The following is a 25417-nucleotide window of genomic DNA, read 5'->3' as shown; positions in this document are numbered from 1 at the left end:
GTCAGTTTGTCTTAATGATTTGAACACATGTTCAGTTATTCTAAACATGTGTTCAAATGTATTTTTATCGCCAGTCGCCTCTAAGTTGATGCACTCTATCGAACATCGTTTTTGCCGTTGCTTCATTTGGTGGAACCGGCTGTCCGGCTTCAATTTCTAGCTTTGACCAAAATCGAGTCGGTAAGCCACAACATGCGCGGCCTTTCGCGCGGCTGAAATAGCTTCCCCATAAGCCTTTGAGTGCCACGGGTATGACAGGTACTGGGCTGCGACGCAGAATAATATCAATGCCACGCATGAATTCATTCATTTCACCGTCCGAAGTTAATTTTCCTTCAGGGAAAATACAGACGATATGTCCTTCGCTTAATGCGGTTTCTACATCATTAAATGCACGCCTGATGGAGTTTCTGTTACTCGCTGAAATCGGAATTACCCCGGTTCTGCGTAAAAAGCGTCTTAGTGGCGGTAGGTTGGCGTAATCTTCCTCCATCACAAAACGAATCAACCTTGGGCATACTGCGCTAAGTAGCAAGGCGTCCATATAGCTCACGTGATTACATACGATCAACGCACCGCCTTGTTCTGGCAAGTTATGTAGGTTTTTATGTTTCACTCGATAAATAGTGTGAGTTAGCATCCAAACCACAAAACGGACAACGAATATCGGTATTTGCAAAAAAATGTAAGCGGCGACCAAGAAATTCAAAATGGCTAACAATGCAAACAACTGAGGAATTGTCATCTTGATGACACTTAGGCACACAATACCTAAGACAGCGCTGCCGACCATAAACAGAGAGTTAAAGATGTTGAGCCCTGCGATGACTTGTGCACGTTCGGTTTCCTTTGCTCTATGTTGCATTAATGCGTAAAGCGGTACGATAAACAGTCCGCCAGAGGCACCAATCATCAATAGATAGAAAAATAATGGCCAAAAAGGCTCATATCTAAAGAAGTCTACAAAGCTATGGAAGATAGGTAGGTCACTTGGAATGGAGGTTGCCATCAAGTACCCAAATACCGTAATGCCAAGTGCGCCAATAGGCACAATACCGACTTCGATACGATGATTCGAGATCCAATTGCAAAGTAGCGACCCTAGCGCGATACCAATGGAAAACAGAGCAAGCAAGAAAGACACCGCACTCTCGGTGCCATTTAAGTAAATCTTAGTGAAATTCGGAAACTGGGTTAGATAGGCGGCGCCTAAAAACCAGAACCAGCTTATCGCCATAATACATTGAAAAACAACACGATCTGATTTTGCGATGGATAGCGTGTGTTTAGTTTGTTTGTACGGTTGCCAACGAAAAGAAAGATTAGGTGCGCTGGCGGCTGCAAAGGGTATTGATCGGCTCGACAAATATCCCAACAATGCAAAGAGTACGACACAAAATGCGGCAAGGTATTTTGCGTTGTCTGCTGAGGCGATAATTCCAGCACCTAGGGTACCAATAAGGATGGCGATAAAGGTACCAGCTTCAACAAGGGCGTTGCCTGGCACTAACTCTTTCGCGTTTAATTTTTGGGGCAAAAGGGCATATTTAACCGGTCCAAAGAATGCTGACTGTGTGCCCATTAAGAACAGTAGCAGCAAAAGCACACCATAACTTTCGGTTATAAAACCAATGGCGCCCAAAAGCATGATGGCGATTTCAAACAGCTTTACCTTGCGAATAAACCATGATTTTTCATATTTATCGGCTAATACGCCAGCTGAAGCGGAGAATAGAAAGAACGGTAGAATGAACAAGCCAGCCGCTAAATTGATGAACAAGTTGCTCGAAATAGGTAGTGCGCTGGATCCCGCGAAGGCGACAAACAGCAGCAAAACGTTTTTAAAAATATTGTCGTTGAAAGCGCCAAAAAACTGAGTAATGAAATAGGGTAGGAACTTTCTTTGTGTAAGTAAGGACGGCTGTCTGTCGGACGACATGGATAATCCTTTGTTACCAGTTTGTGAGGTAGTTAGAAAGCAGGTTACTGATTAATTCTTTACCATCAATGGGTTCACTAGAGAAAAATTTATCATCAACACTGAGTAAAGTAATACCGTGTACGCCAGACCAAAGCACTCGACTCGCTTGAATTACTTCGGACTCGGTACGATGTGGTGCGATTTGAGCCAATAGTGACTCCAGCATTCCTGTCATCCCGTCGATACGTTTGGCATGCCATTCTGGAAGCTCTGCACCATTCATGTTGTGCTCGAAGACTAACTGCCAACGGTAAGGGTGCTTTTGAGCGAAATCGTGGTAGCAATAAGCCAGTTCAAATAGAGCTTGATGAGCGTCTTTACTACTATTGGTCGCCTTCAATGCTTCTTGGGAGAGTTCGTCTAAAGTTTGCGCGACTACGTGTAAAAGTAACAGGTTATAGTTGCCAAAAATGTTGACTAATGTGCTTGGCACGTAACCAATCATGTTAGCTATTTTACGAAGACTGAGTTCGTGGTAAGAATTCTCATCTAAAAAGTTTTTGACTGTTGTTAAAGTCAAATTCACTAACTCTTCTCTGGTGTGATCGTTTCTGCGCGCCATACTCTCAAACTGCTTTATTGAACATCGTTCAATATGATAGTCAGCTACCTATTAACCGTCAACAAGGCAATATACTCAAGTGACGTCAAGGTCCAGGATTCTGAGCTGTGTCACTGATTCTAATTCAAGTAAAACATCCCCGAGTAGTAGCGAGTTCATTCTCAGCATTTCTAAACGAACCAAGTATCTCGAAGTTAACCGAGAGCAGTCAGTACCTTTGGCAATATTCTGATACATGTCAGCTTCTGTAAGCTGTTTTCATCAACAGGCATACAGAGTATGATGACGCAACAATCATCTTTGGCGTGCTACTGTTTGAAACAATCGTTGTTTCGTCTGATAGAGCACAATCTTAGATAGCTAACTTTAAGGATAACGATGAAACGTTTATTTTCTATTGTTGCTCTGTTGATGTTTACCGTTGCTGTAACGCCTATCGCGGAAGCGAAGAAGTTTGGTGGCAGTAAGTCTTTCGGTAAGAGCTACAAAACAGCGCCAGCACCAAAACAACAGCAACAAAACACCAATACGGTAGGCAAAGATCAGACGGCGAAGTCTTCAAGTAAAAAAGGCTTAATGGGCGGTCTGCTAGGCGGACTTCTTGCTGGTGGTCTACTTGCTGCATTCTTTGGCGGTGCTTTTGAAGGTATCCAATTTATGGATATCCTAATTATTGGTTTGATTGCCTTTGTCATCTTTAAATTAATGCGCGGTATGCTAGGTGCGAAGCAGGGCAGTATGAACCAGCATCGTCAGCAACCTGCATTTGGTGGTAACGCATCTAAGTTTGAGCAACCAAACATGCAAAACTTTGAGCAACAGCCAAACACAAATAATGGTGGCTTTGGTGGTTTCGGCGCTCAAACGGACGTACCACATAACTACCCACCGGGCTTTGACCAAGCAGCGTTTATTAACGGCTCTCGTGAACACTACCGAATCCTGCAAGGTGCGTGGAATCACAATCAACTGGAAACCATTGAAGAATATGTTTCTCCAAGCTTGTTTGAAGATCTGAAAGCAGAGCGCGCGAAGCTCGACGGTGAGCAGCATACTGATGTAATGTACGTTGATGCAGAGATCGTCCGTGCCGATTACGATGTAAATAAAGCACAGCTTAGCCTGCAGTTTAGCGGTCGTTACCGTGACACAGTAGAAGGTGTTGAAGAAGAAATCGAAGATATCTGGCACCTAGAGCGTGACCTGACTGTGCCTAATGCACCATGGTTAATCGTTGGTATTCAAGGCTAGTCACCTTTAAACCAATTTAGTCACTAATAAAAATCCCGCGCCCCCTGCGGGATTTTTTGTATCTGTCGTTTGTATTTACGAAAGGTGTTTTTATAAAACCTGCCAGATGGAGACTTCATCATGGCTCGCGCTTAACTCTGCCGAATATCTTTTTGCTAGTCAGTCCTCAAGTGTTTTACTGAATGTTTTTAGCATTCACATTATGGTCATTGCGATAAAACAAGGATAAAGTGCTAGTTCATTGTTTGTATTACAACGACCAGATCCGAACTTTGGCCATCGGAGATTCGCTTCGGCCCAGTTGTTAAAGTAGGATCCAAACAGAGGTAGAATAGCGAAGAAGTTGGGTTAAATAAGGAAGGGCTTGGTACTTTACTTTATCAAGAGTCCGAAACGAAAAAAGCCAGCTCAATGAGCTGGCTTTTTCAATATGGTGGAGGGGGACGGATTCGAACCATCGAAGGCAGTGCCGGCAGATTTACAGTCTGCTCCCTTTGGCCACTCGGGAACCCCTCCAGGGTGTTTTATACTTGAATGATAGTTTCCCAACCTAGCTTCCAAGTTGTTCTTATGTTTAAAGGAAAAACACAAGAAAGAATATGGTGGAGGGGGACGGATTCGAACCATCGAAGGCAGTGCCGGCAGATTTACAGTCTGCTCCCTTTGGCCACTCGGGAACCCCTCCAGAGGATTTTTATACTTAGCAAGATGTTTTCCCAACTCATCTCCCAAGTGCGGAGCGAATCATAGCAAACTCGCTCAGGCTGTAAAGCGTTTTTCTTGCGTTTTTACGTTGAATGCTGTCTTTTTGGGCAAAGATGGTAGAAAGTCAGCGTTTTGTGTGTCCTTTGAACAGAAGAGAAACGCTCTTTTTACTTGAATTTACACTACTTGACGTTAAACCACGTATCTACTGATAAAATGTAAGCAGTTTAATGACATAAGTTTATTCGTTTAGAAGTCAATATCATGAGCATGAAAGCCACGTTATCGTTATCTGTTTTAACGCTTTCTATATTAATGAGTTCTCCATCAGCTTTCGCAGCTATGCGAGGCTCAGCAGTTACCGTCGTAACTGAGCAAGTAGAAACGCACGAGATCAATCAATCCTTATCGCTTATCGGTAAATTAGAAGCGGCGGAGTCTGTGGTTGTTGCATCGGAAGTCGCCGGCAAAGTGAATCAAATCGCTGTTAAAGCGAATCAAAATGTCAAACAAGGTCAACTGTTAATCAAGTTGGATGATGATAAGGCTCAAGCTGCTTTGATTGAGGCAAAGGCGTACCTTAAAGATGAACAACGTAAGCTAAAAGAGTTTCAACGTTTGGTTAAGCGAAATGCTATCACCCAAACTGAGATCGACGCACAAAAAGCAAGCGTTGAAATTGCACAAGCAAGGCTGGACGCCGCTCAAGCAAATTTGGCCGATCTTCATATTACTGCGCCGTTCTCTGGCACTGTTGGTTTCATCGATTTTAGTCGCGGTAAAATGGTTAGCGCGGGTACAGAGCTGTTGACCTTGGATGACCTTTCCGTCATGGAGCTGGATTTACAAGTACCGGAGCGCTATTTATCGATGCTTTCTATTGGTATGGAAGTCATTGCCAAAACCAGTGCATGGGGTGAACAGACGTTTACTGGTCAAGTCACAGGCATTGATACGCGGATTAGCTCAGAAACGCTGAACCTGCGTGTACGTATTGAGTTTGAGAACCCTGAAAACCTCTTAAAGCCGGGCATGTTAATGAATGCATCATTGGCCTTCCCTGCGATTGAAGCGCCAATTATCCCGGTTCAAGCACTAGAATACTCTGGCACCAAGCGTTACGTATACGTCATCGATGGCAACAATAAAGCGACTCGACAAGAAGTCATTCTCGGTGCTCGTGTCGATAACGAAGTCGTTATTGAATCAGGCGTTGAAGTTGGCGACAAAATTGTTGTACAGGGCATCGTTAATATGCGAGATGGTGTTGAAGTTAAGGAAATTGTCGCACCAGGAAAGTCAAAAACAGCTAACGCAACTGGTAATCAAGGTGTTCAAAGCAAGCAAGACGAAGCGGCTAAGGAAGCAAACTAATGTTACTTTCTGACGTTTCTGTAAAACGCCCAGTCGCAGCGTTGGTATTGAGTATGCTGCTGTGTGTATTTGGCTTTGTATCCTTTACGAAACTAGCGGTGCGAGAAATGCCGGACATTGAAAGTCCGGTCGTTTCCATTAGTACGCGTTACGAGGGCGCTTCCGCGACGATCATCGAGAGTCAAATTACGTCTGTATTAGAAGATCAGCTTTCAGGCATCAGCGGAATCGATGAGATCAGTTCGACGACGCGAAACAGCAGTTCGCGTATTACGATCACTTTTGAGCTCGGTTACGATCTCAATACGGGTGTTAGTGATGTTCGCGACGCGGTGGCTCGCGCTCAACGTTCGCTACCTGATGAAGCGGACGATCCAATTGTCTACAAGAATAACGGTTCAGGTCAGGCCTCCCTCTATATAAACCTCAGCTCTGCAGAGATGGACCGCACTCAATTGACGGATTATGCCGAACGTGTATTGATGGATCGCTTTAGCTTGATCTCTGGGGTGAGCTCCATTGATCTCTCTGGTGGTTTGTACAAGGTGATGTACGTGAAGCTTAAGCCAGAGCTGATGGCGGGGCGCTCAGTCACGGCTTCGGACATTACATCGGCACTGCGAAGTGAAAACTTAGAAAGTCCGGGTGGTGAAGTTCGTAACGACTCGACAGTCATGTCGGTACGGACAGCGCGTAGTTATAACACGCCGGAAGATTTTCAGTACCTCGTGATTAAAAGGGCGAGCGACAACACGCCTATCTATTTGAAAGATGTCGCTGATGTTTTTATCGGTGCAGAAAACGAAAACTCGACCTTTAAAAGCGATGGCGTCGTCAATGTTAGTTTGGGGGTTGTTCCTCAGTCTGATGCGAACCCGTTAGAAGTAGCAAAATTAGTTCGAGCTGAAGTTGATAACATCCAGAAGTTCTTGCCGGAAGGAACGCGGCTTGCTATCGACTACGATGCGACGGTGTTTATCGAGCGCTCGATAGAAGAGGTGTATAGCACGCTATTTATTACGGGCGGTTTGGTCATTTTGGTGTTGTACATCTTCATTGGTCAAGCTCGTGCAACCTTGATCCCAGCTGTTACGGTTCCGGTATCGCTGATTTCTTCGTTCATTGCCGCTTATTACTTTGGCTTTTCTATCAACTTAATCACCTTGATGGCGTTGATCCTGTCTATCGGCTTGGTAGTGGATGACGCGATTGTGGTTGTTGAAAACATCTTCCACCATATAGAACGTGGTGAATCGCCTTTGCTTGCGGCCTATAAAGGCACGCGGGAAGTAGGCTTTGCCGTTATCGCGACAACGCTAGTGCTGGTGATGGTATTCCTGCCGATTTCTTTTATGGATGGCATGGTAGGTCTGCTATTTACTGAGTTTTCTGTCTTGTTGGCGATGTCTGTGATTTTCTCGTCTTTGATCGCCCTAACATTAACTCCTGTATTGGGTAGTCAGATTTTGAAGGCGAACGTAAAACCAAATCGATTTAATCAAGTGGTCGATCGCCTATTTAGTAAACTTGAGAGTGGTTACCGCTCATTATTGAAAGGCGCATTGAAAATGCGTTGGGCTGCACCGCTGGTGATTTTGGCGTGTTTGGGCGGCAGTTACTTCTTGATGAACCAAGTGCCAGCCCAGTTGACCCCTCAAGAAGATCGCGGCGTGATGTTTGCGTTTGTACGCGGGGCTGATGCCACGTCATACAATCGTATGTCAGCCAATATGGACATTGTTGAAGACCGATTGATGCCATTACTCGGACAAGGGTATCTGAAGTCGTTTAGTATCCAAACGCCTGCATTTGGTGGACAGGCAGGCGACCAAACCGGCTTTGTTATCATGATTCTAGAAGACTGGAATGAGCGAGATGTAACAGCTCAGGAAGCGCTTAACAAAGTGCGTGGCGCACTGGCTGGCATACCTGATGTTCGAGTGTTCCCATTCATGCCTGGTTTCCAAGGTGGTTCGAGTGAGCCTGTTCAGTTTGTATTAGGTGGCTCTGATTACGATGAACTTCTCGTCTGGGCTGAAATGTTGAAAAACAAAGCAGAAGAATCGCCAATGATGGAAGGCGCTGAGATCGATTACTCAGAGAAAACGCCAGAGCTATTGGTTACGGTCGACAGACAGCGTGCCGCAGAACTAGGGGTCAGTGTCAAAGACATTTCTGATACGCTAGAAATCATGCTTGGTGGTAAAAGTGAAACGACTTATGTTGAGCGTGGCGAAGAGTATGATGTGTATCTTCGTGGTGATGAAAACAGCTTTAATAATGCAGCGGATTTAAGCCAGATTTATCTGCGAACTAATAGTGGGCAGTTAGTGACGTTAGACGCGGTCACTAAAATTGAAGAAGTGGCAGCTTCTATTCGTCTATCTCACTACAACAAACAGAAATCCATCACTATTACGGCTAATCTGTCAGAAGGCTACACATTAGGAGACGCGCTGAATTACCTTGATCAACAAGCGATAGACAACTTACCAGGTGACATCTCGGTGAGTTATTCTGGCGAGTCAAAAGACTTTAAAGAGAACCAAGCGAGTGTTGCTGTCGTGTTTGCGTTGGCATTGCTTGTGGCGTATCTCGTGTTGGCGGCTCAGTTTGAAAGCTTCGTGAACCCGTTAGTGGTGATGTTTACGGTGCCGATGGGCGTATTTGGTGGCTTCCTTGGCTTGGTTGTGATGGGGCAAGGCATGAACATTTACAGCCAGATTGGCATGATCATGTTGATCGGCATGGTGACGAAAAACGGCATTTTGATTGTCGAATTTGCCAACCAGTTACGTGACCGTGGTGTTGAATTCGAAAAAGCGGTTATTGATGCAGCTGCGCGACGTCTACGCCCGATCTTGATGACAGCATTTACCACGCTTGCTGGTGCCATCCCGTTGATTGTATCGACAGGGGCAGGTTATGAGAGTCGTATTGCTGTGGGTACCGTGATCTTTTTCGGGATGGGATTTGCAACATTGGTGACCTTATTTGTCATCCCGGCTATGTACCGATTGATTTCGGCGAAAACACAGGCGCCAGGTCATGTAGAAGCAGAATTGAACAAAGCACTCAGCCACGATACAAAAGGCCGTATTGCTCATCCTTAGCCGCTGTACGTAAAGCTTTGATTGAAAACACCGAACAACTTTTGTTCGGTGTTTTTTTATATTGAGAGTGATTACTTATAGATCTAATGATTATTTTTGTTTATTATTTCGCCACTTCTTCGAGGGGCACAGGACTCGCTCATCGTATTGACTGAATGTCGGGTCTTGTTAGGTGTCATGCCGGGAAAGCAGCATATACCTATTATTATTTGAGGTGTTCTCTTGAAAAAAGTACGTGGTAGTTACATGGTAGAAATGGTTTTAGTTGCGGGTGTTATGGCGTTGTTAGCGACCACTGCACTTCCGACGTTAACGAATGCACTAAAAGATCGTCAAGATGGCATTTTACACTCTCTCGATGCCGGTCAACCAAGTAGCCATGTGAATCAAGAGACAACAGAAAAGTTTTCCGCTCAGTAACTGATGACACACCGTAGATTGTAAAACAAGCCGAGGTAAAAACCTCGGCTTGTTTGTATTTCAATTCTGGTAACTTGGTGCTACCTAATGTTAGAAGCGTTTCCCTAAGCTAATTTGCACACCTTCGTAGCTGTCGTAAAAATCTTCAAAGCCCATATCTGCGACATTATAGATGTACTCTGCGCGCAACCAGATGTCTTTGCTCATATCCCAATGGACACCAGCACCGATATTGAATAGTGCTCCTGAATCATCTGTGACTTTTTGTTGGTTTGGAACGTACATTTCTGCCTGAGTCCCTAACGCGGTCACGCGGCCGAACAAAGAAAGTGGCGTATCGCCAAGGTTATCGCTGGTCAATACTGCTGACATACCCGCTTGGTAATAGTGCAAATCCAAATCTGTTTTCAGTGTGTCGTTTTTAAGTTCGTTTTGGGAATAGCGAAGCACACCTTCAAACGCAAGGTATTGATTGACATGATAGCCCCAACCAACAGTGATATGTGGTGTGGACCACTCATTGTCTCTGTCTGAGCCAAAATAGGGCGTATCAAAACCGACGTTACCAGTACCCAGATAAAAATAAGATTGATGAGTTTGTTCTTGAGCAGCAAAAGTCGGCACACTGATGGTCAAGGCAGACAATAATAGAATGGCGTTTTTCATAACTTGACGATAACCTTTGTAAAAGACCGTTGTAATGAGTTGTGTTAATATTAATTTAATCAATAAGATAGATGGCGTTTATCATATCAGTTTTTACGCAAAGGTAGTCATTTAGACTGAGAATTGTTGCGCTAAAGCAGACTTCCTTGGCTGGAAAACTTACTATTCAGTATGGTGACTAACGTCAATCAAATAAGAGAGAAGGAAAGTAAAGTGGCTGAATTCAAATATAAAAATCTTACTCAAGAAGAACAAGATAAGTTAGACGCGGCGACATTTCGTCGTTTATTGGCGCATTTAGACGCGAATAAAGACGTACAGAACATCGACCTCATGATCCTTGCGGGCTTCTGTCGCAACTGCTTTAGCAAATGGTACAAAGCCGAAGCGGAAAATCTTGGTGTGGATTTAGATATTGATGACGCTCGCGAACGTGTATATGGCATGACTTACGATGAATGGAAGCAAAGTCATCAACCTGCGGCAACGCCAGAACAATTGGCGGCGTTTGAAGCGCGTCAGAAAAAGTAATACTCATTTCCAAAAAAACAGCCCGCACATCAGCGGGCTGTTTTTTTACATTCGAATTTACATATTAAGCGGTAATTGGACCGCAACATGTCGGCTCAACACAGCCTTTCGCTTGAATGACTTCAAGTTGCGCGAGGTAAGGTTGAATATCTCCGATGTTCTCTTTTACCCATGCTAAGTCGTAATACGTATCTAAGTAACGCTCACCAGAGTCACATAGAAGTGTCACGATAGAGCCTGTTTCACCGCGTTGTTTCATTTCGCAGGCCAGTTGAAGCACACCGTAGAGGTTCGTCCCCGTTGATGCGCCTACTTTACGCCCAATCAGCTGAGAAACCCAATGTGCAGTTGCCACACTGGCAGCGTCTGGAATTTTGCGCATCTCGTCAATAACACCTGCAATAAAGCTTGGCTCGACACGTGGTCGACCGATGCCTTCAATTTTGCTGCCGGCTTCACCTTTTAATGAGTGATTACCTGACTGGAAAGCGTCGTAAAACACCGAGTTTTCAGGGTCTACGACACAAAGTTTGGTGTCGTATTTTTGGTAACGAATAAAACGGCCAATGGTTGCAGACGTGCCACCAGTTCCTGGGCTCATTACTACCCAATTAGGAATTGGGTGATCTTCTAGTTCCATTTGGCTAAAGATAGAGTTCGCAATGTTGTTGTTGCCGCGCCAGTCAGTCGCACGTTCAGCATAAGTAAACTGATCCATGTAGTGACCATTTAACTCTTGAGCCAAGCGTCGAGACTCGTCATAAATCTGATCTGAGCGCTCTACAAGATGCGCTTTACCACCGTAAAACTCAATTTGTTCAATCTTTTTACGTGCGGTGGTTTTCGGCATAACAGCAATGAACGGTAAGCCAAGCAAGCGAGCAAAATACGCTTCTGAAACGGCAGTGCTGCCTGAGGACGCTTCAATCACTGTGGTTTCAGGACCAATCCATCCGTTACAAATCGCATAAAGAAACAATGAGCGTGCCAATCGGTGTTTCAGAGAGCCTGTTGGGTGCGTGCTCTCATCTTTTAGGTAGATATCGATACCATCAAGAGAAGGCAGTTCGAGTTTAAATAAATGAGTATCAGCAGAACGTTGAAAGTCTGCTTCAATTTTACGCACTGCATTGTTGATCCAGTTGTGGTCAGTACACATGGCGTCTCTCCTTGGAAATCGATAGATAAGCATTGGATGGGAATAATTTACCTATAATACGAGAGAAAAACTTTGCTATAATTGCCAGTAATTACTATTTTGATAGAAAAATTTTCTACACTTTGTGGGTTTTATAGGATGAGTTTGGATCGAGTCGATAAGCAGTTGCTTGCGTTGTTACAAACCGACAGCACCTTGTCATTAAATGAGTTAGCAGAGCAGGTTAATCTGACAACGACGCCATGTTGGAAGCGTTTGAAAAGGTTGGAAGAAGAAGGCTACATCGAAAAGCGCGTGGCGTTACTGAGTGCAGAAAAACTCGACCTGTCTTTTATCGCTTTTGTTCAGCTAAAAACCATCGATCACTCCGAAGATTGGTATCACCATTTTGTCACAACAGTGAGTGATTTCCCCGAGGTAATGGAGTTTTATCGTATGGCCGGCGAGTATGACTACATGATGAAAGTGCTGGTGAAAGATATGAAGTGTTTTGACGAGTTTTATAAGCGCTTAGTTAATAGTGTAAAGGGATTGTCTAATGTGACTTCAACATTTGCTATGGAATCCATTAAATATACGACTGAGTTACCACTTCTCAACTAAATAGCTTTATACGAATTTTATTTAATGGTTACTCTACCTGTTAGCATTTTAAGTGTTAACAGGTAGCAGGGTTATTCTAACTACGTTACTTTTTACTGGATTGGAATAAATATAAACGATATTTATTCTCTCTTCTATTTCCGCATTAACTGTTTGTTTTTATTCTTCATCAAGCGCTCGTACAGCAAAACGCATGAAAAAATAACGCAATTTCTCCTCTTTATTTGTCGTGTTTTATTTTTATTGAATATTCATTTTTACTAAATTAATTAATTAGTTTAATTTAAACGTTTGCTTTGTGTTGTTTTGTGTATTTTAGTCACCACTTCTGAGCATTTATTCTTATGCGTAATACAGTAGTAAATACTTAAGTAATAAAGTACTCAAAAATGAAGCTAGTGATTAATAAAACATCGTATTATTATCGCTAGCACTTATTTGTGACAAAGTGTTTCTAAAAATGAACAGAAAATATTATTTGCTTTTTCTCGCGGCGTTACTCGCTGGTTGTGGTGGTGGAGGTGACTCTAAAACGAACAATACAAAGACACCAACTACGATAACAAAGCAGAGCCGCCCACAGTTAAAAGCTGAAGACACGGTATTGAAGTTTGAGGGCGTGGGAACCGTTACTGCGGCAAAATTGAGCAATGTACATGGTTCGGTGTCTTATCAAGTCATTGACTCTAATCCGCTAAATGTTGTGAAAATTAATGACTCTGGAGTGCTACAAATTTTGCGTCCAGGAACGGCAACAATTCTGGCTACGGATAGCAGTTCTGCTTATGAATCCTCTGAAGCACGATTTTCTATCACTGTGGAACGAGGTATTAACACAGACCTTTCGGTTAGTGATCTAAACTTCAATGCAATCGAGTCTGAAGGGAAAGCGCTGACCGTTCGTGGCCAAAAAGGTGAACTGAGTTATGAAGTAGAAAGTGGTCATAACTTGATTCGGGTTGATGAGAACGGTTCGGTATATTCATTAGGCTCAATTGGTCAGGCGTCGGTACTGATTACAGATTCAGGTAACGAGCTTTATCTGCCGAAGCAAGTTCGCGCAACGGTGAAGCTTCATGGAGTAGCATCCGGGCAACTTCAATTCGCCTTGCTGGAAGACGAATATAGAGAAGGGCTGACGTTAGAACCTGCACGTTTAGATAAAGCTCAAACGCAAAGCATCACATACAAAATCATTCGCAGCGAGCCAGACAACAACGTTGCCGAGTTACTCAACTCGGAGTCAGGTCTGCTCCTTGTTCATAATGTCGGGCAGTTAACCGTTGAAGCGACAGCAACTTACAGCGACGCGTTTCTAGATAAACAGCAAACGGCGCAATTTGTTGTGGATGTAAAACAAGGTCAACGCGAAGCAATCAGCGCAGCGGATATCGTCACCACTTATGAGGAAGGTGGACGAATTTTCCCTAAAGTGACTAATGCCTACGGTGGCTATGAGCTGAAAATTATTCGTGGTGAAGACGTTGTTGCTAAAACTGAAAATGGTGAAGCATTACTGATCAAAGGCGTTGGTGCTTCTGAAGTGGAAATTTACGAGCATGATATGCGTAATTATCCTGCAAGCAAAACTCGCTTTGATCTTGAAGTTAATCGCGCGCCTCATCCAGTGATGAACGACATTGAAATGTCGCTTATTTATCAGCCTAGCCTCTCAATTCCTTTGGCATTTTCAGGACAAAAAGGCAACGTAAGCCTAGTCGGTAGTTTACCGGACGGTTTAAGAATGACCGATGGCAAGTTAGAAGTAGAGACGGCTGGAGAATATCGTCTTAAGTTTGAAGACGATGGTGGGGAGTTCTACCAACCTATTCAATTTAATGTTGTCATCAAAGTTGCAAAGGCTGAAGGCCAACCGATGGCAACGCACGATTATGATGTTGTATACAGTAATAAATACAGTTTTGATCTTCATCGTGATTTTGGTTTGAGTGCTGACGAGCAAATTGAGATTGTAGATAACACCGCACCAGATGTTGTCGGTGGATTTAGTGAAGGACGTCTCCATGTGTATAAAGCGGGTAAAGCGACGTTAACTGTGCGCAGAAAAGAGAGCGCGAATTATACCGTTGGTCCTGATCAAAAAGTCTACGTGACAATTCTGAGTGCGCCGAGTCGAATTGAAGTTCAATCCAATGTGGAAGAGATTTGGAATGCTGGCCAAACATTTCCTTGGCCGGAAATCTCTGGTGTGGTCGGCGAGCTTACTTTTCGATTTGAAGACAACGCAGCAACGGATGTTGTTTCCTTAAACAACCAAACGGGTACCATGCAAATTCTCAACGCGGGTAGCACAAAAATTATTGTTTCGGATGCGGGGGACGATAAAGTTAATCCGGGTGAAAGCAGTTTCTTGGTCACGATTAAACCTGGCGCAAACCCTGTATCGATTGCTTATCCAACCGTAGACTTTTCAGCGGGTACTATTATCTCACCAGTGATGAGTGGAGGAGAGGCGAAAGCCAGCTATCGTCTTATTAACCAAAAAGATCCTGTGGTTGAGTTAGTTTCTTCTGAGACGGGGCGTTTGAAGGTTTTACACGCAGGCACGTACCAATTAGAGGTAACCCTCACCGGGCGCAACTACAAAGCTAAAACAATCATGGTAAATGGTACGATCAATAAAGCAGAACATCCTGGTTTGTCTATTTCTATAATGGATGTGGAGTTTAAACCATTTAAAAAGGTTAAGCTTGATTTTGGCGCAACGTTAGGTAATCGCACTTTTGCATTATCTGACACTCTCCTCAGCAAAAATAAAGATTTTGTTGCATTAGATGCCAATTTAGGAGAATTGACTTTACTCGATCTTCCTAGAATTGACAGTGGTTCTCGTTTAATTACCTTGGCTGTATCAGAAAGCGAGTCTCGAGATCACAAAGCGATGATAGATAAAGAAGTTAAAATTAATCTAACTCTTGCTGATGAAGGTGAGGCGGATCGCTATCTCTTATTGAATTCTAAACAAGCCCCTGTTTTCAGTACATTAAATGCGCCGCAGTTTGCTAACTTGGAAGAAAGCGAGTTTGGCTTAATGGGAGCTCGTCTTGTGCGAGAACCAACTGATGATGAGCTAAAAAATTACGGAAAGGGTCGAGTTGCGTTTCTTCGATTAAAGCCACTAGGTAGCGATGACGAAACCCAATTTAAGGCAGTGTGGATGCATATTGGTCGTTTTGACGGATGTGAAAGTGATTTGGCTAAAGATGATTTGACGCCAGTTCAAGCGCTTGATTATGATGATTTAGGATTTTGTGAAACTGGTTTTACGATCCGTATTACTCGCTTCTTGATAATAGATGATTCGCAATTAGAAGATGTGGAATATGAACTCGTAGACCCACTTATTTACTATCGTCGTGGTCAACGCGAGTTTCAACCAAGTGATATAGGCTCGTATTTAGAGAGTAAGGCTGGTGGCTTTTATCCAGAACCCGGTACGATTACTAAAGGAAACGAATTTGGAGAGCCGAGAACATTGTATGAATGGTCGGTTGTTAACATGAAGTATCAACCGAATTAATCATCGTTTGATACCTACTAAAAAGGAGTGCTGAGCACTCCTTTTTGCGTCTAATGCGCGCGGGTTACTTCGTGTAGCGCATTACACCTTCTTGCACTGCGGTTGCCACTAAATGACCTTGCTGGTTATAGATTTCGCCACGCACTAACCCACGAGTATTACTCGCTGTTGGGCTTTCTATCGCGTACAACAACCATTCATCCATTTTGAACGGACGGTGGAACCAGATTGAATGGTCAATGGTGGCAACTTGGAAGTTTGGCGTCATTAATGACACTTCATGTGGGTGCATTGCTGTCACGAGGAATCCCCAATCTGATGCGTAGGCCAACAGGTACTGATGAATAAGCAGGTTATCTGGCATTTCACCATTGGCACGAATCCAAAGATACTGTTTAGGCTCTGCTTTTTTGGGTTTTAGGGGGTTGATGACCGTAACAGGACGAGTTTCAATTGGCTTTTCACCACAAAATGTTTTGCGTAGTCGCTCTGGCAGAAATTCGGCTATATGGCTAGCAAGCTCACTCTCAGAGGCGAAGTTTTCTGGGCCAGGAATGTCTGGCATTTCCTTTTGATGATCAAACCCAGGTTGATCGCCATGGTAAGACGCCGTTAGGTAGAAAATAGGGCGTCCATTTTGAATCGCCTTAACGCGTCTGGTGCTGAAGCTGCGGCCATCCCTTAGGTTTTCTACATCATAAATGATGGGCTTTTCTGGATCACCTGGGTACAAAAAATAGCTATGGAAGGAGTGCACCGTGCGTGTTTCTTCAACGGTGTAGCGCGCAGCAGAAAGCGCTTGCCCAATCACTTGGCCACCATACACTTGAGGCAAACCTAGGTTTTCACTTTGGCCACGAAACAAGCCTTCTTCTAATTTTTCGAGTTGTAGTAGGCTGAGCAATTCTCGTAATGGTTTACTCATTGTGTCTCCTCACCGTTGTCTTTCACTCCAACTTACCTCAACAGTCTCACTCTTGTGAAGTGCCATAGTTAAGAACTATTGAGTAACTTAGAAATAGTATTGTTCCGATTATGAAACAAAATCAATTGTTTGATAAATTCTAACTCAGTCAAACTATTGTCAAATAAACTGACAGGAAGCAGACAGTTTTATATTCCACACCTATAATTGCTCCGGTTTAATACTCTTTTCGAGGAAGATATGAAAAAAACACTACTGCTTGTTACTTCTTTACTCTTTGGGGCTGCGTTAGTGGGTTGCCAAACTTCTCAAAATACAGAAATGGAATCTGCAGAGGCGTCAATGAAGACGATTACAGGTACAGTGGCTTACCGCGAGCGTATTGCTCTGCCGCCAAACGCAGTGGTTACCGTCGCGTTAGAAGATGTGTCTTTGGCTGATGCGCCAGCAAAAGTACTAGCAAAGCAGACATTCGAAACGGAAGGTAAACAAGTTCCTCTTTCTTTTGAGCTGAACTACGATAACAATGAAATCAAACCAAACCATCGTTACAGCGTCCGTGCGCGTATTGAAGTGGATGGTAAATTGCGTTTTATCAGCGATACACATAACGGTGTAATCACAGATGAAGCACAAACTCACCAGTTGGATATTCGTCTAGTTGGTACGCGTTAATCTCAAACACAGCGAACAAAAAATGGCAGCCTAAGGCTGCCATTTGTATTTTCTTAGCGAAATTTTTCCAATCTCAGATACTTCAATTCCTTCGGCTTCTAATTTCTGTTTTTGTCGTTCTAAATTACTGCCTTTTAAGGATATTTTTCCTTGACTATTTATCACTCTAAACCACGGGAGTTTGCTGTCCTCTGGCAAATTACCAAGCGCCTTACCAACATGTCTTGCGTAGCCCGGGTAACCTGCCATTTTTGCGATTTCCCCGTAGGTGGAGACTTTTCCTTTTGGAATTTGGTGAATTACAGCAAAGATTTGCGCTAAAAATTGGTCCATACTCAAAAGTGTCTATTGTGGATTACTAAGGAATGGTAAACCATCGGACTTGTATATTGCTAACGGTTCTTAACGTTTATATTGCCCGCGATTGACTTTTGTTGATCACATTTTCTCTTCAGTCGTGCCGTATGTTAATGAGCGTTAAAAAGCATAAAACAAACACAAGCTAAGCTTGAATCTAGACCCTCTCAACGACTTTTAATCCCAGTTTTTGCCGTTGAGTTACCAAGTAGGTGGGGAAGCCAGGAGGCGCTATGATTTTATCGACACTTCAATTTTTCATTACGACTTTACTCGCAGTGGTGTGCGTTCGAGCGATGAGTTTGAGCGAGGGAGATATTCCTGTTCTTGCACTCATGATCCCGGCGTTGTGGATCTTGCCACAAGGCGGGTTTGCAGGTTTGGTGTTGCTGGGCGCAATGATGGCTTTTGGCGCTACGCTCTCAATGCAGCCAATCGCGCTATCGATTGGTATTTTGATCCTTTTCCCACTTTTAATGGTAGTGTTCTCTCGTAGAAGTTCGTTGGGCGTTCTGCTCACCGCAGGCCTAATCGTACTTACTCTACAAGTCGGTATTATGGTCACGCAACAAGGTGGGAAGCTAGATGGATCCGCTTGGGTTACAGTGGTTCAAACTGTCGCGGTCATGGCGATGTGGTGGTCTGCTGTACATTGGACCCCATCCAATAAGCACAGCTGGTGGCCGATGCTGTTGTTGTTCCCATTATGGATTGCTGGCTTGCCATATGCCGTTCTTGTGGCATTGAGCGTGACAGGAATGCTGGCTTCAATGGAAACCCTCGCGAAGCTTAAACACTCCATTCGTTGGAGTAAACTATTGTGCTGGACGTTACCGACCGTTGGCTTTGCTGCCTTAGTGGTGAGTCCGACTACAGATGTACCAAACCCTGTTTTTGTTGTTTGGATCTGTTTGTTAGGAACGGCTTGGATGACGGACTATATCTTACGTAGCAGCGATGAACAGGCAGAATTATGAGTATTTCGTCAGGTAAAAAGTGACACGTGCGGCAGACTATCGAATTGGTTGTGGAACAAAATGAAGATTAGTATATGTTCTTCATTTCATATTTACTAAACTTCCAATAATAATAACCACATTATAAGTGGTTGATTTAAGATAAGTTTGTCATGACTACCTTTGCTCGAACACTGTTGCTTTTTACTTGTTGCCTACTGAGTTTGAATGTAAAAGCTGAATCACCTTTAATTGCTCATTATAAAGTTGCGACAGAAGCGGATGATGTCGTCACCCGTGTTCTTTTTAATGCTGCATCGAAAGAGTTCGGCTTTACCGTTCAATATGTGAACTATTCCAGCTTTGATGCCATTCTAAATTCCGTCGCGAATGGGGAAGCGGACTTTGCTGCGAATATCACTTACACAGAAGAGCGTGCTCAACGCTTTAGTTACTCCCGTCCAACTAATATCGAATATACCTACCTTTTTGGATTAAAAGACTCGACGTTGAGTGACATTTCACGAGTTGGCGTCCCTAAAGATACGGTTTACGCTGAATTACTTAAACAATACTACCCGGAGCTAAAACAGGTCTCTTATCAAGGTCATGAGCAAGCGGTAACGTTACTGAGATCAGGCGTTGTTGAAGGCGTAGTCGATGCCATCAATCAGCTTAAGCCGATGCTGCTGGAGGGCTTTGACGCTAAGATGTTAAATGATCAGATTTCGATAAAGCCAGTATCGATCATCAGTAAAAAAGATCATCATCTCGAAGAGTTGGATACGTTCGCTACGTTTATTCATGGGGAAGGAGTGCAAAAGCAACTTCGTGAAGAGATCTCCCAGTATCAATTTGAACTCAGGCGAGCGGCATTGCGAGAATCTATTCGCTTATTACCTCTCGATTTTAGTGAGCCTATACGGATCAAGCTCGAATCTATCTTTCCATATGTTGTTTACAACGAAGACGGCAGTATCGAAGGGATGACGGCAGATGTCGTCCTGAGAAGCTGTGAGATCTTGGCATTAAACTGCGTGATCATTAGTGAGCCAAATGAAAGTTGGGGTTCCATGTATCATGAGTTTATGCAGGGGAATTTTGAAATTTTAGCGCCGTTAACGGTCAGTCGCGAGCGGCATGAATTTAGTTACTTTCCCAAGCCCCATTACTCACCAGCATCCGTTATGGTCAAGCGTTTAGGTTACAAGCCGAACACTTACTCTCATGTGTCACAGTTGATCTCTGAGCGGATTGGTGTGGTTGAGGACGACTTTTTCGATCAAATGATGACGCAACTTTTACCGCTAAAAGAGCTGAAACGTTATCGTACCCAACAAGAACTCATTCAGGGTTTATTGAATGAAGAGGTCGATTACATTCCGATGGATACCGCGATGCTCAACCACTTTTTACGTCTGAGCGAGTTGGTTCCGATAGAGCAGGACACGGCGATTGGCGAGTTTTACCAGTCACAACTTTCTGTTGGATTGGTGGCGAACGAGAAAGGTGCCATGCTTGCTCCTTTTTTCAGTCGAGCGATAGCGATGTTGGAAGTTGATAAGATCATTGCCCAGTACGACCTGCGCCCAGATTGGCGTACCGCGCTTGAATATGAGGTTCGGCTGGCAACGCAAACACAGGCTGTGTTTGTCTTTGTATTGTTGTTTGCGATTTGCGTTTCGCTCTATCTTTACCGTCAATCGAATACCGATAATTTAACGGGGTTAAGAAATCGCCGCGCGTTGCAAGTAAAACATCGAAAAGGCGTAAACAAAGAGCTATCCATACTTTACTTAGATATTAACCACTTCAAACGAATCAATGATACGTACGGTCACCGTGCTGGTGATGAGGTGTTGCAATTATTAGCGCTAAAAATTCATTATGTATGGTCAGGGAAAAGTTACCGGATAGGGGGAGATGAGTTCATCTTGTTGGGCTACCCGACTCAAGCAGAATTAAATAGGGCAATGAAAGAGCTCAGCAGAATTGATGTAAAAGGCAAACTGTGTAGTGAGTTAGAGTCTGTGGGTATCTCTATCGGTGTCTCTGCAAAAAGAGAACAGCACATGAGCTTAGAGCAAGCCATGCATTTAGCTGATGAAGATATGTATTCAAGTAAGCAGTCAACACGCCGCTATTCTTCTTCTCATCGTTACGTGGCTCAATCATAGAGGAATGAATTGATCGAGTTTTGTCCAAACGGTAATGAAATGACGAAATTCAAGGTTTTTGCTCTTGCATTATGAGGGCTGATACTGAATAATCGCCCCATCGATTGAGGCAAGTCCTCTCGAAAAGAATTATGGGGCTCTGGTCCTCTCGCAACAATAGCTCGTGAACTCGGTCAGGTCCGGAAGGAAGCAGCCGCAGCGGGTGACTTGTGTGCCGGGATGTGGCTGGGGTCCCACCCTTTAAAAGCCCTGCGTATATCGCAGGGCTTTTTTCGTTTTTGAACCCTCTTTTACTGCGTTTGCTCTTCAAAGTCTTCTGATGAATCAAGTTTCTTGAGGTTATTTAGGTATAATTTATAATCTCACGCGCTTGATACCGAACTGTCGTGAAGATTGTTTCGAGTACATTCGCCGAATAACCATTTTCACCTGGGATACTTTAATGATTTCAAAAAACCAATTAAAACTGCTTCGTGCTTTAGGTCAAAAGAAACAGCGTAAAGCGCATGGCTTATTCCTAGTTCAGGGTGAAAAGAACGTTTTAGAGCTGGCAAGCAGTTCATTAAAGGTGAAGCATGTCTTCGCAACCGAGGCATTTCTCGAACAAAACGCTAGTGCGCTAAGTGGTTTTGATTGCATTGAAGCATCGCTTGACGACCTGACCAAAGCGAGCACTCTCGTGAGCAATAACGCGGCCATTGCAGTGGTTGAAATCCCGAGTGTAAAAGTGCCTCAAGCAAAAGGCTTGATGATTGCGCTAGATGGTGTATCTGACCCAGGTAATCTAGGAACGATTATTCGTGTCGCAGACTGGTATGGCATCAAGCACATTATTGCGAGTACAGATTGTGCTGATCCGTATAACCCTAAGACGATCAGCGCGACCATGGGCAGTTTTGGCCGCGTACAAGTGAGTCTGGTTGATTTGCCAAGTTACTTAGAAGAAGCCAATTTGCCAGTTTATGGCGCGTTTCTGGAAGGGGAGAGCGCTCATAAAACGGAATTCGCTGCTGAAGGTATTTTGTTGATGGGCAGCGAGTCCCACGGCGTACGTGAAGAAGCTGCGAAGCTCGTGACAAATAAGATCACGATTCCGGCATTTGGTGGTGCTGAGTCGCTGAATGTCGCAATGGCAACCGGTATTATTTTAGACAATATGCGTCGACATCATTGTTAATGTAACTATGCGCCAATAATGAAGCCAGTCAATTTGACTGGCTTTGTTGTATTTACCACCTATTAAAAATGAGCCCATTTGCAAGTTGTACTCAATTAAACAACAGTGAATGCCGATGATGACTTAATTTTGATTCAGATCAATAGGCTGCACCTATAAATAAAATTACTCATTTCCATTTAGTAAATTCAGGAAATTAGGCGACACTTATCTAAAGGCCGCAATAAAATGCCCTTAAGGAGATAAGAATGCATTCATTAAAAGTAAAAGATTACATGACGTTGCAAGCGGTGACCTTCACTAAAGATATGTCACTTTCGGCTGCTTTGAATAAAGTCATGCAAAGCGTCACATTAGGTGGCCCCGTCATTGATGAGAATGAAAAGGTAGTTGGATTCTTATCAGAGCAAGACTTGTTAGATAAATTGGTGAAAGCGAGTTATCACTGCCAAGATACGCATACCGTTCAAGAGTGTATGCATGACGATGTTTTATCTGTGTCTCCAGACATGTCAGTGATTGAGTTGGCTGACATGATGAAGATTGGTAAGCCAAAAATGTATCCAGTGGTTGACGGCAAAGGTAAATTGGTTGGCGTTATCACTAGGCGAGATGTGCTGCGCGCCATCGGGATGACTTTAAATGAGTGTTTTAAGCATCCAGTTTAACCTTTCTGAACAAATATCATAGGTGCTTGATTTTAAATAAGTCATTTGGAAAGACGCTTCGGCGTCTTTTTGTATTTCAATCGACGAGTTTTTAAAAAATCACCTTGACCTTGGAGCTAGCTCTAAGGTTTATCCTTAGTCATAGGCAAAGAGCCTACACCAATAAGGAAAATAAATTATGTGTACGAAACATCAAGGTTGCCAATCTAGCAAAATCAAAACTGCGGTGCCGCTTGGCGCGAGCGAGTCGTGCTGCGCACCAGTAAAATCTTCACTCAACATTTCTCAAGCTGGCGTAGAAGTGTCCGAAAGTTCATGTTGCAGCGGAGGGAGTTGTAGCGCCGACCCTGGTGAGGAGGAAGAGCCCTCAAGGGAGAGTGATTCCTCAATTCGAAACTCGTGGCTTGTGTCAGGTATGGATTGTCCTTCATGTGCGCAAAAGCTAGAGAAGGCCATTACGTCTTTGGAAGGTGTTAACCAAGCAAAAGTCTTATTTGCAACAGAAAAACTGGTTGTCGATTTTGACGATCGCGAGCTGACCTCTACGATAGAGCATACAGCCCAACAAACAGGTTTTCCGCTTTCTTCACTCGATGCTCCAAAACCAAATACTGCAACGAAGGGCTGGCGTGGGGTAGTAAAAGACAACATTCAAATTCTCTCTATTGCTAGTGCGATGGTTGTCGCGGCAATAATTTCTAAGATCGACCCTCAAATAAGTACTTGGTTATTCACGTTGACCTGTTTACTGGGTTTATACCCAATTGCGCTTAAAGCGTTCAAGTTGGCGCGTAGCGGTACGCCTTTTGCGATTGAAACGTTAATGAGTGTGGCAGCGCTCGGCGCTTTATATTTAGGTGAAACCGCTGAAGCGGCAATGGTGTTATTGCTTTTCCTTATTGGTGAAAAGTTAGAAGCATATGCATCATCCCGAGCTCGAAGTGATGTCCAAGCGCTAATGGACTTAGTCCCAGAAAATTCAATTTTAATTGTTGATGGTGAGCGTAAAGAGGTGCCTGCAGCTCAGCTTAAGCCGGGGTATATTATAGAAGTTGCACCCGGTGGTCGTTTGCCAGCGGATGGTGTGTTGCAAGATGCGCTTGCAAGTTTTGACGAAAGCGCGTTAACGGGAGAATCCGTTCCCGTTGAGCACCAAACGGGTGGCAAAGTGATGGCCGGGGCTGTGGTTGTCGATAAAGTCGTTCGTTTACAGGTGACTTCTCGTCAAGGCGAGAATGCTATTGACCGAATTCTCCATTTGATTGAAGACGCAGAATCTCGTAAGGCACCATTAGAACGTTTTCTGGATAAATTCAGCCGTTGGTATACGCCGCTGATGATGTTGGTGTCCTTGATGGTTATCGTCACGCCACCACTGTTGTTTGCTCAACCATGGGAAACGTGGATTTATCGAGGACTTGCCCTGTTACTGATCGCCTGTCCGTGTGCGTTGGTTATTTCAACGCCTGCAGCGATTACTTCTGGCTTGGCGGCTGCGGCGAAGCGGGGGGCATTAATCAAAGGTGGTGCGGCGCTTGAGTTGCTTGGTAAGGTTGAGTCCGTCGCATTTGATAAAACCGGTACATTGACGCAAGGTAAACCACAGGTGACCGACGTCTTTGCTTTCGGTGTAGATGAAGACAAGTTACTTAGTCTGACAGCCTCAATCGAAGTTGGCTCAAGCCACCCTCTAGCGGTTTCTTTAGTTAATAAAGTGCAAAAGCAGGGGCTTCCTATTCCTGAAGCGCTAGATAAAACCGCGCAAGTGGGCTCTGGTGTCACTGGTTACGTCGATGGGAAAATAGTCCAAGTAGTCACGCCTTCTAAGGCCGATTTCCCACTTTCTCAAGAAACCGAAGAGCGAGTGGTGACGTTGGAACAACAAGGTAAAACGGTTGTCATTGTGCGTTATGATTACGAGGTCATTGGCGTGATTGCATGGCAAGATACATTGCGCCCAGATGCCCAAGAAGCTATCGCTACGTTGAAGGATCTTGGGATAACGTCGGTGATGCTAACCGGTGACAACCCGAGAAGTGCTGAAGCAATGGCGACCAGAATAGGCTTGGATTATAAAGCAAGCTTATTACCAGCAGATAAAGTGCATTACGTCGAGAAACTATCACAGCAACACACCGTTGCAATGGTGGGAGATGGTATTAATGATGCGCCAGCGATGAAAGCTTCGAGTATTGGTATTGCGATGGGAGGCGGTACGGATGTTGCGCTGGAAACGGCCGACGCGGCATTAACGCACAATCGTCTGATTGAGTTACCTGCCATGATAGAACTATCGCGTGCGACGTTAAGTAATATTCGTCAGAATGTTGCGTTAGCGCTTGGTTTGAAAGGCGTTTTCTTGGTGACAAGTTTACTGGGCATCACGGGTCTATGGGTGGCAGTATTAGCCGACAGCGGCGCAACTGCACTGGTTACGTTAAATGCGTTGAGATTGCTCCGTTTTGAGTCCAAGCAGGCCAAGTGACCTACCTAACTAGTTAATAAAAAGCCCGAGGCATTCGTGTCTCGGGCTTTTTTAACCGTATCGACGAAATCTAATAATATGTTTTAGTTTG

The 25417-nt window shown here is 44.0% G+C and carries 19 protein-coding genes, 2 tRNA genes and 1 other RNA gene; 14 read left to right on the top strand and 8 right to left on the bottom strand.

Annotation, left to right across the window (positions count from 1 at the left end; all coding sequences use genetic code 11):
* Positions 1-64: 64 nt before the first annotated feature.
* Entirely contained in the window at positions 65-1939 is a 1875-nt protein-coding gene (locus F7Y48_RS02815; protein ID WP_316680720.1) for an MFS transporter, read from the bottom strand.
* Positions 1940-1952: 13 nt separating this feature from the next.
* Positions 1953-2543 carry a TetR/AcrR family transcriptional regulator gene (locus tag F7Y48_RS02810; RefSeq protein ID WP_006743255.1) on the bottom strand — a complete coding sequence of 197 codons (591 nt, stop codon included), beginning with the start codon at positions 2541-2543 and terminating at the stop codon, positions 1953-1955.
* 378 nt (positions 2544-2921) lie between these two features.
* On the opposite strand from F7Y48_RS02810, the gene F7Y48_RS02805 reads away from it, so the two are divergent.
* On the top strand, positions 2922-3794 hold the full coding sequence (locus tag F7Y48_RS02805; protein ID WP_316680714.1) for a Tim44 domain-containing protein: 873 nt from the start codon (positions 2922-2924) through the stop codon (positions 3792-3794).
* A 431-nt stretch (positions 3795-4225) separates the two neighbouring features.
* Here the strand turns inward: F7Y48_RS02805 and F7Y48_RS02800 are convergent.
* Positions 4226-4310, bottom strand: a tRNA-Tyr gene (locus tag F7Y48_RS02800).
* Positions 4311-4394: 84 nt separating this feature from the next.
* Positions 4395-4479, bottom strand: a tRNA-Tyr gene (locus tag F7Y48_RS02795).
* Between the two features lie 284 nt (positions 4480-4763).
* Between F7Y48_RS02795 and F7Y48_RS02790 the strand changes: the two genes are divergently transcribed.
* From F7Y48_RS02790 to F7Y48_RS02780, 3 genes are all read left to right on the top strand, one after another.
* A complete protein-coding gene (locus F7Y48_RS02790; RefSeq protein WP_258508161.1) occupies positions 4764-5873 on the top strand; it encodes an efflux RND transporter periplasmic adaptor subunit in 1110 nt (369 codons plus the stop codon).
* Positions 5873-8986 (top strand): multidrug efflux RND transporter permease subunit VmeF, encoded by a 3114-nt coding sequence (vmeF, locus tag F7Y48_RS02785; protein WP_046874696.1) that lies wholly within the window; start codon positions 5873-5875, stop codon positions 8984-8986. Before F7Y48_RS02790 ends, vmeF begins: the two co-directional genes overlap by 1 nt.
* A 222-nt stretch (positions 8987-9208) precedes the next feature.
* Positions 9209-9406, top strand: coding sequence for a type II secretion system protein (locus tag F7Y48_RS02780; protein WP_005390570.1), 198 nt, complete (start codon positions 9209-9211; stop codon positions 9404-9406).
* A 90-nt stretch (positions 9407-9496) separates the two neighbouring features.
* Here F7Y48_RS02780 and F7Y48_RS02775 read toward each other — a convergent pair whose 3' ends face one another.
* Positions 9497-10072 (bottom strand): porin family protein, encoded by a 576-nt coding sequence (locus F7Y48_RS02775; protein ID WP_152815172.1) that lies wholly within the window; start codon positions 10070-10072, stop codon positions 9497-9499.
* Between the two features lie 213 nt (positions 10073-10285).
* Between F7Y48_RS02775 and F7Y48_RS02770 the strand changes: the two genes are divergently transcribed.
* A complete protein-coding gene (locus tag F7Y48_RS02770; RefSeq protein ID WP_258508159.1) occupies positions 10286-10603 on the top strand; it encodes a DUF1244 domain-containing protein in 318 nt (105 codons plus the stop codon).
* Between the two features lie 64 nt (positions 10604-10667).
* On the opposite strand, the gene F7Y48_RS02765 is transcribed toward F7Y48_RS02770, so the two are convergent.
* The gene (locus F7Y48_RS02765) at positions 10668-11762 is read right to left on the bottom strand and encodes a PLP-dependent cysteine synthase family protein (protein ID WP_258508158.1); all 1095 of its coding nucleotides are present in this window, start codon (positions 11760-11762) and stop codon (positions 10668-10670) included.
* 138 nt (positions 11763-11900) lie between these two features.
* Here F7Y48_RS02765 and F7Y48_RS02760 point away from each other — a divergent pair, with 138 nt between their 5' ends.
* Together F7Y48_RS02760 and F7Y48_RS02755 are read left to right on the top strand one after the other, a co-directional pair.
* Positions 11901-12365, top strand: coding sequence for an Lrp/AsnC family transcriptional regulator (locus F7Y48_RS02760; RefSeq protein WP_005390577.1), 465 nt, complete (start codon positions 11901-11903; stop codon positions 12363-12365).
* Positions 12366-12825: 460 nt separating this feature from the next.
* Positions 12826-15906 carry a cadherin repeat domain-containing protein gene (locus F7Y48_RS02755; protein ID WP_258508157.1) on the top strand — a complete coding sequence of 1027 codons (3081 nt, stop codon included), beginning with the start codon at positions 12826-12828 and terminating at the stop codon, positions 15904-15906.
* Between the two features lie 64 nt (positions 15907-15970).
* Here the strand turns inward: F7Y48_RS02755 and tesB are convergent, their stop codons facing one another.
* A complete protein-coding gene (tesB, locus tag F7Y48_RS02750) occupies positions 15971-16831 on the bottom strand; it encodes an acyl-CoA thioesterase II (RefSeq protein WP_316680706.1) in 861 nt (286 codons plus the stop codon).
* Between the two features lie 240 nt (positions 16832-17071).
* Here tesB and F7Y48_RS02745 point away from each other — a divergent pair, with 240 nt between their 5' ends.
* Positions 17072-17506: a YbaY family lipoprotein gene (locus F7Y48_RS02745; RefSeq protein ID WP_012842007.1), complete on the top strand. Its 435-nt coding sequence runs from the start codon at positions 17072-17074 to the stop codon at positions 17504-17506.
* Positions 17507-17536: 30 nt separating this feature from the next.
* On the opposite strand, the gene F7Y48_RS02740 is transcribed toward F7Y48_RS02745, so the two are convergent.
* Positions 17537-17839 (bottom strand): DNA base-flipping protein, encoded by a 303-nt coding sequence (locus F7Y48_RS02740; RefSeq protein WP_046874701.1) that lies wholly within the window; start codon positions 17837-17839, stop codon positions 17537-17539.
* 257 nt (positions 17840-18096) lie between these two features.
* On the opposite strand from F7Y48_RS02740, the gene F7Y48_RS02735 reads away from it, so the two are divergent.
* The 6 genes from F7Y48_RS02735 (at position 18097) to F7Y48_RS02710 (ending at position 25326) form a co-directional block, all read left to right on the top strand.
* Positions 18097-18840, top strand: coding sequence for a hypothetical protein (locus F7Y48_RS02735; RefSeq protein WP_046874702.1), 744 nt, complete (start codon positions 18097-18099; stop codon positions 18838-18840).
* A gap of 152 nt (positions 18841-18992) precedes the next feature.
* The gene (locus tag F7Y48_RS02730) at positions 18993-20996 is read left to right on the top strand and encodes a GGDEF domain-containing protein (RefSeq protein ID WP_258508155.1); all 2004 of its coding nucleotides are present in this window, start codon (positions 18993-18995) and stop codon (positions 20994-20996) included.
* Between the two features lie 137 nt (positions 20997-21133).
* An RNA gene (gene ffs / locus F7Y48_RS02725) (signal recognition particle sRNA small type) lies at positions 21134-21230 on the top strand.
* 208 nt (positions 21231-21438) lie between these two features.
* Complete coding sequence (locus F7Y48_RS02720) at positions 21439-22173, top strand: RNA methyltransferase (protein ID WP_258508154.1); 735 nt, start codon at positions 21439-21441, stop codon at positions 22171-22173.
* A gap of 248 nt (positions 22174-22421) precedes the next feature.
* A complete protein-coding gene (locus tag F7Y48_RS02715; RefSeq protein WP_005390603.1) occupies positions 22422-22841 on the top strand; it encodes a CBS domain-containing protein in 420 nt (139 codons plus the stop codon).
* A 178-nt stretch (positions 22842-23019) separates the two neighbouring features.
* The gene (locus F7Y48_RS02710; RefSeq protein WP_316680701.1) at positions 23020-25326 is read left to right on the top strand and encodes a zinc/cadmium/mercury/lead-transporting ATPase; all 2307 of its coding nucleotides are present in this window, start codon (positions 23020-23022) and stop codon (positions 25324-25326) included.
* The last annotated feature ends 91 nt before the right edge of the window (positions 25327-25417 follow it).

This window comes from Vibrio sp. 2-1-2a (assembly GCF_032648565.1).
GTDB lineage: Bacteria > Pseudomonadota > Gammaproteobacteria > Enterobacterales > Vibrionaceae > Vibrio > Vibrio diabolicus.
The sequence above is the reverse complement of the archived record's forward strand: the minus strand, read 5'-3'. Positions and strand labels throughout refer to the sequence as shown.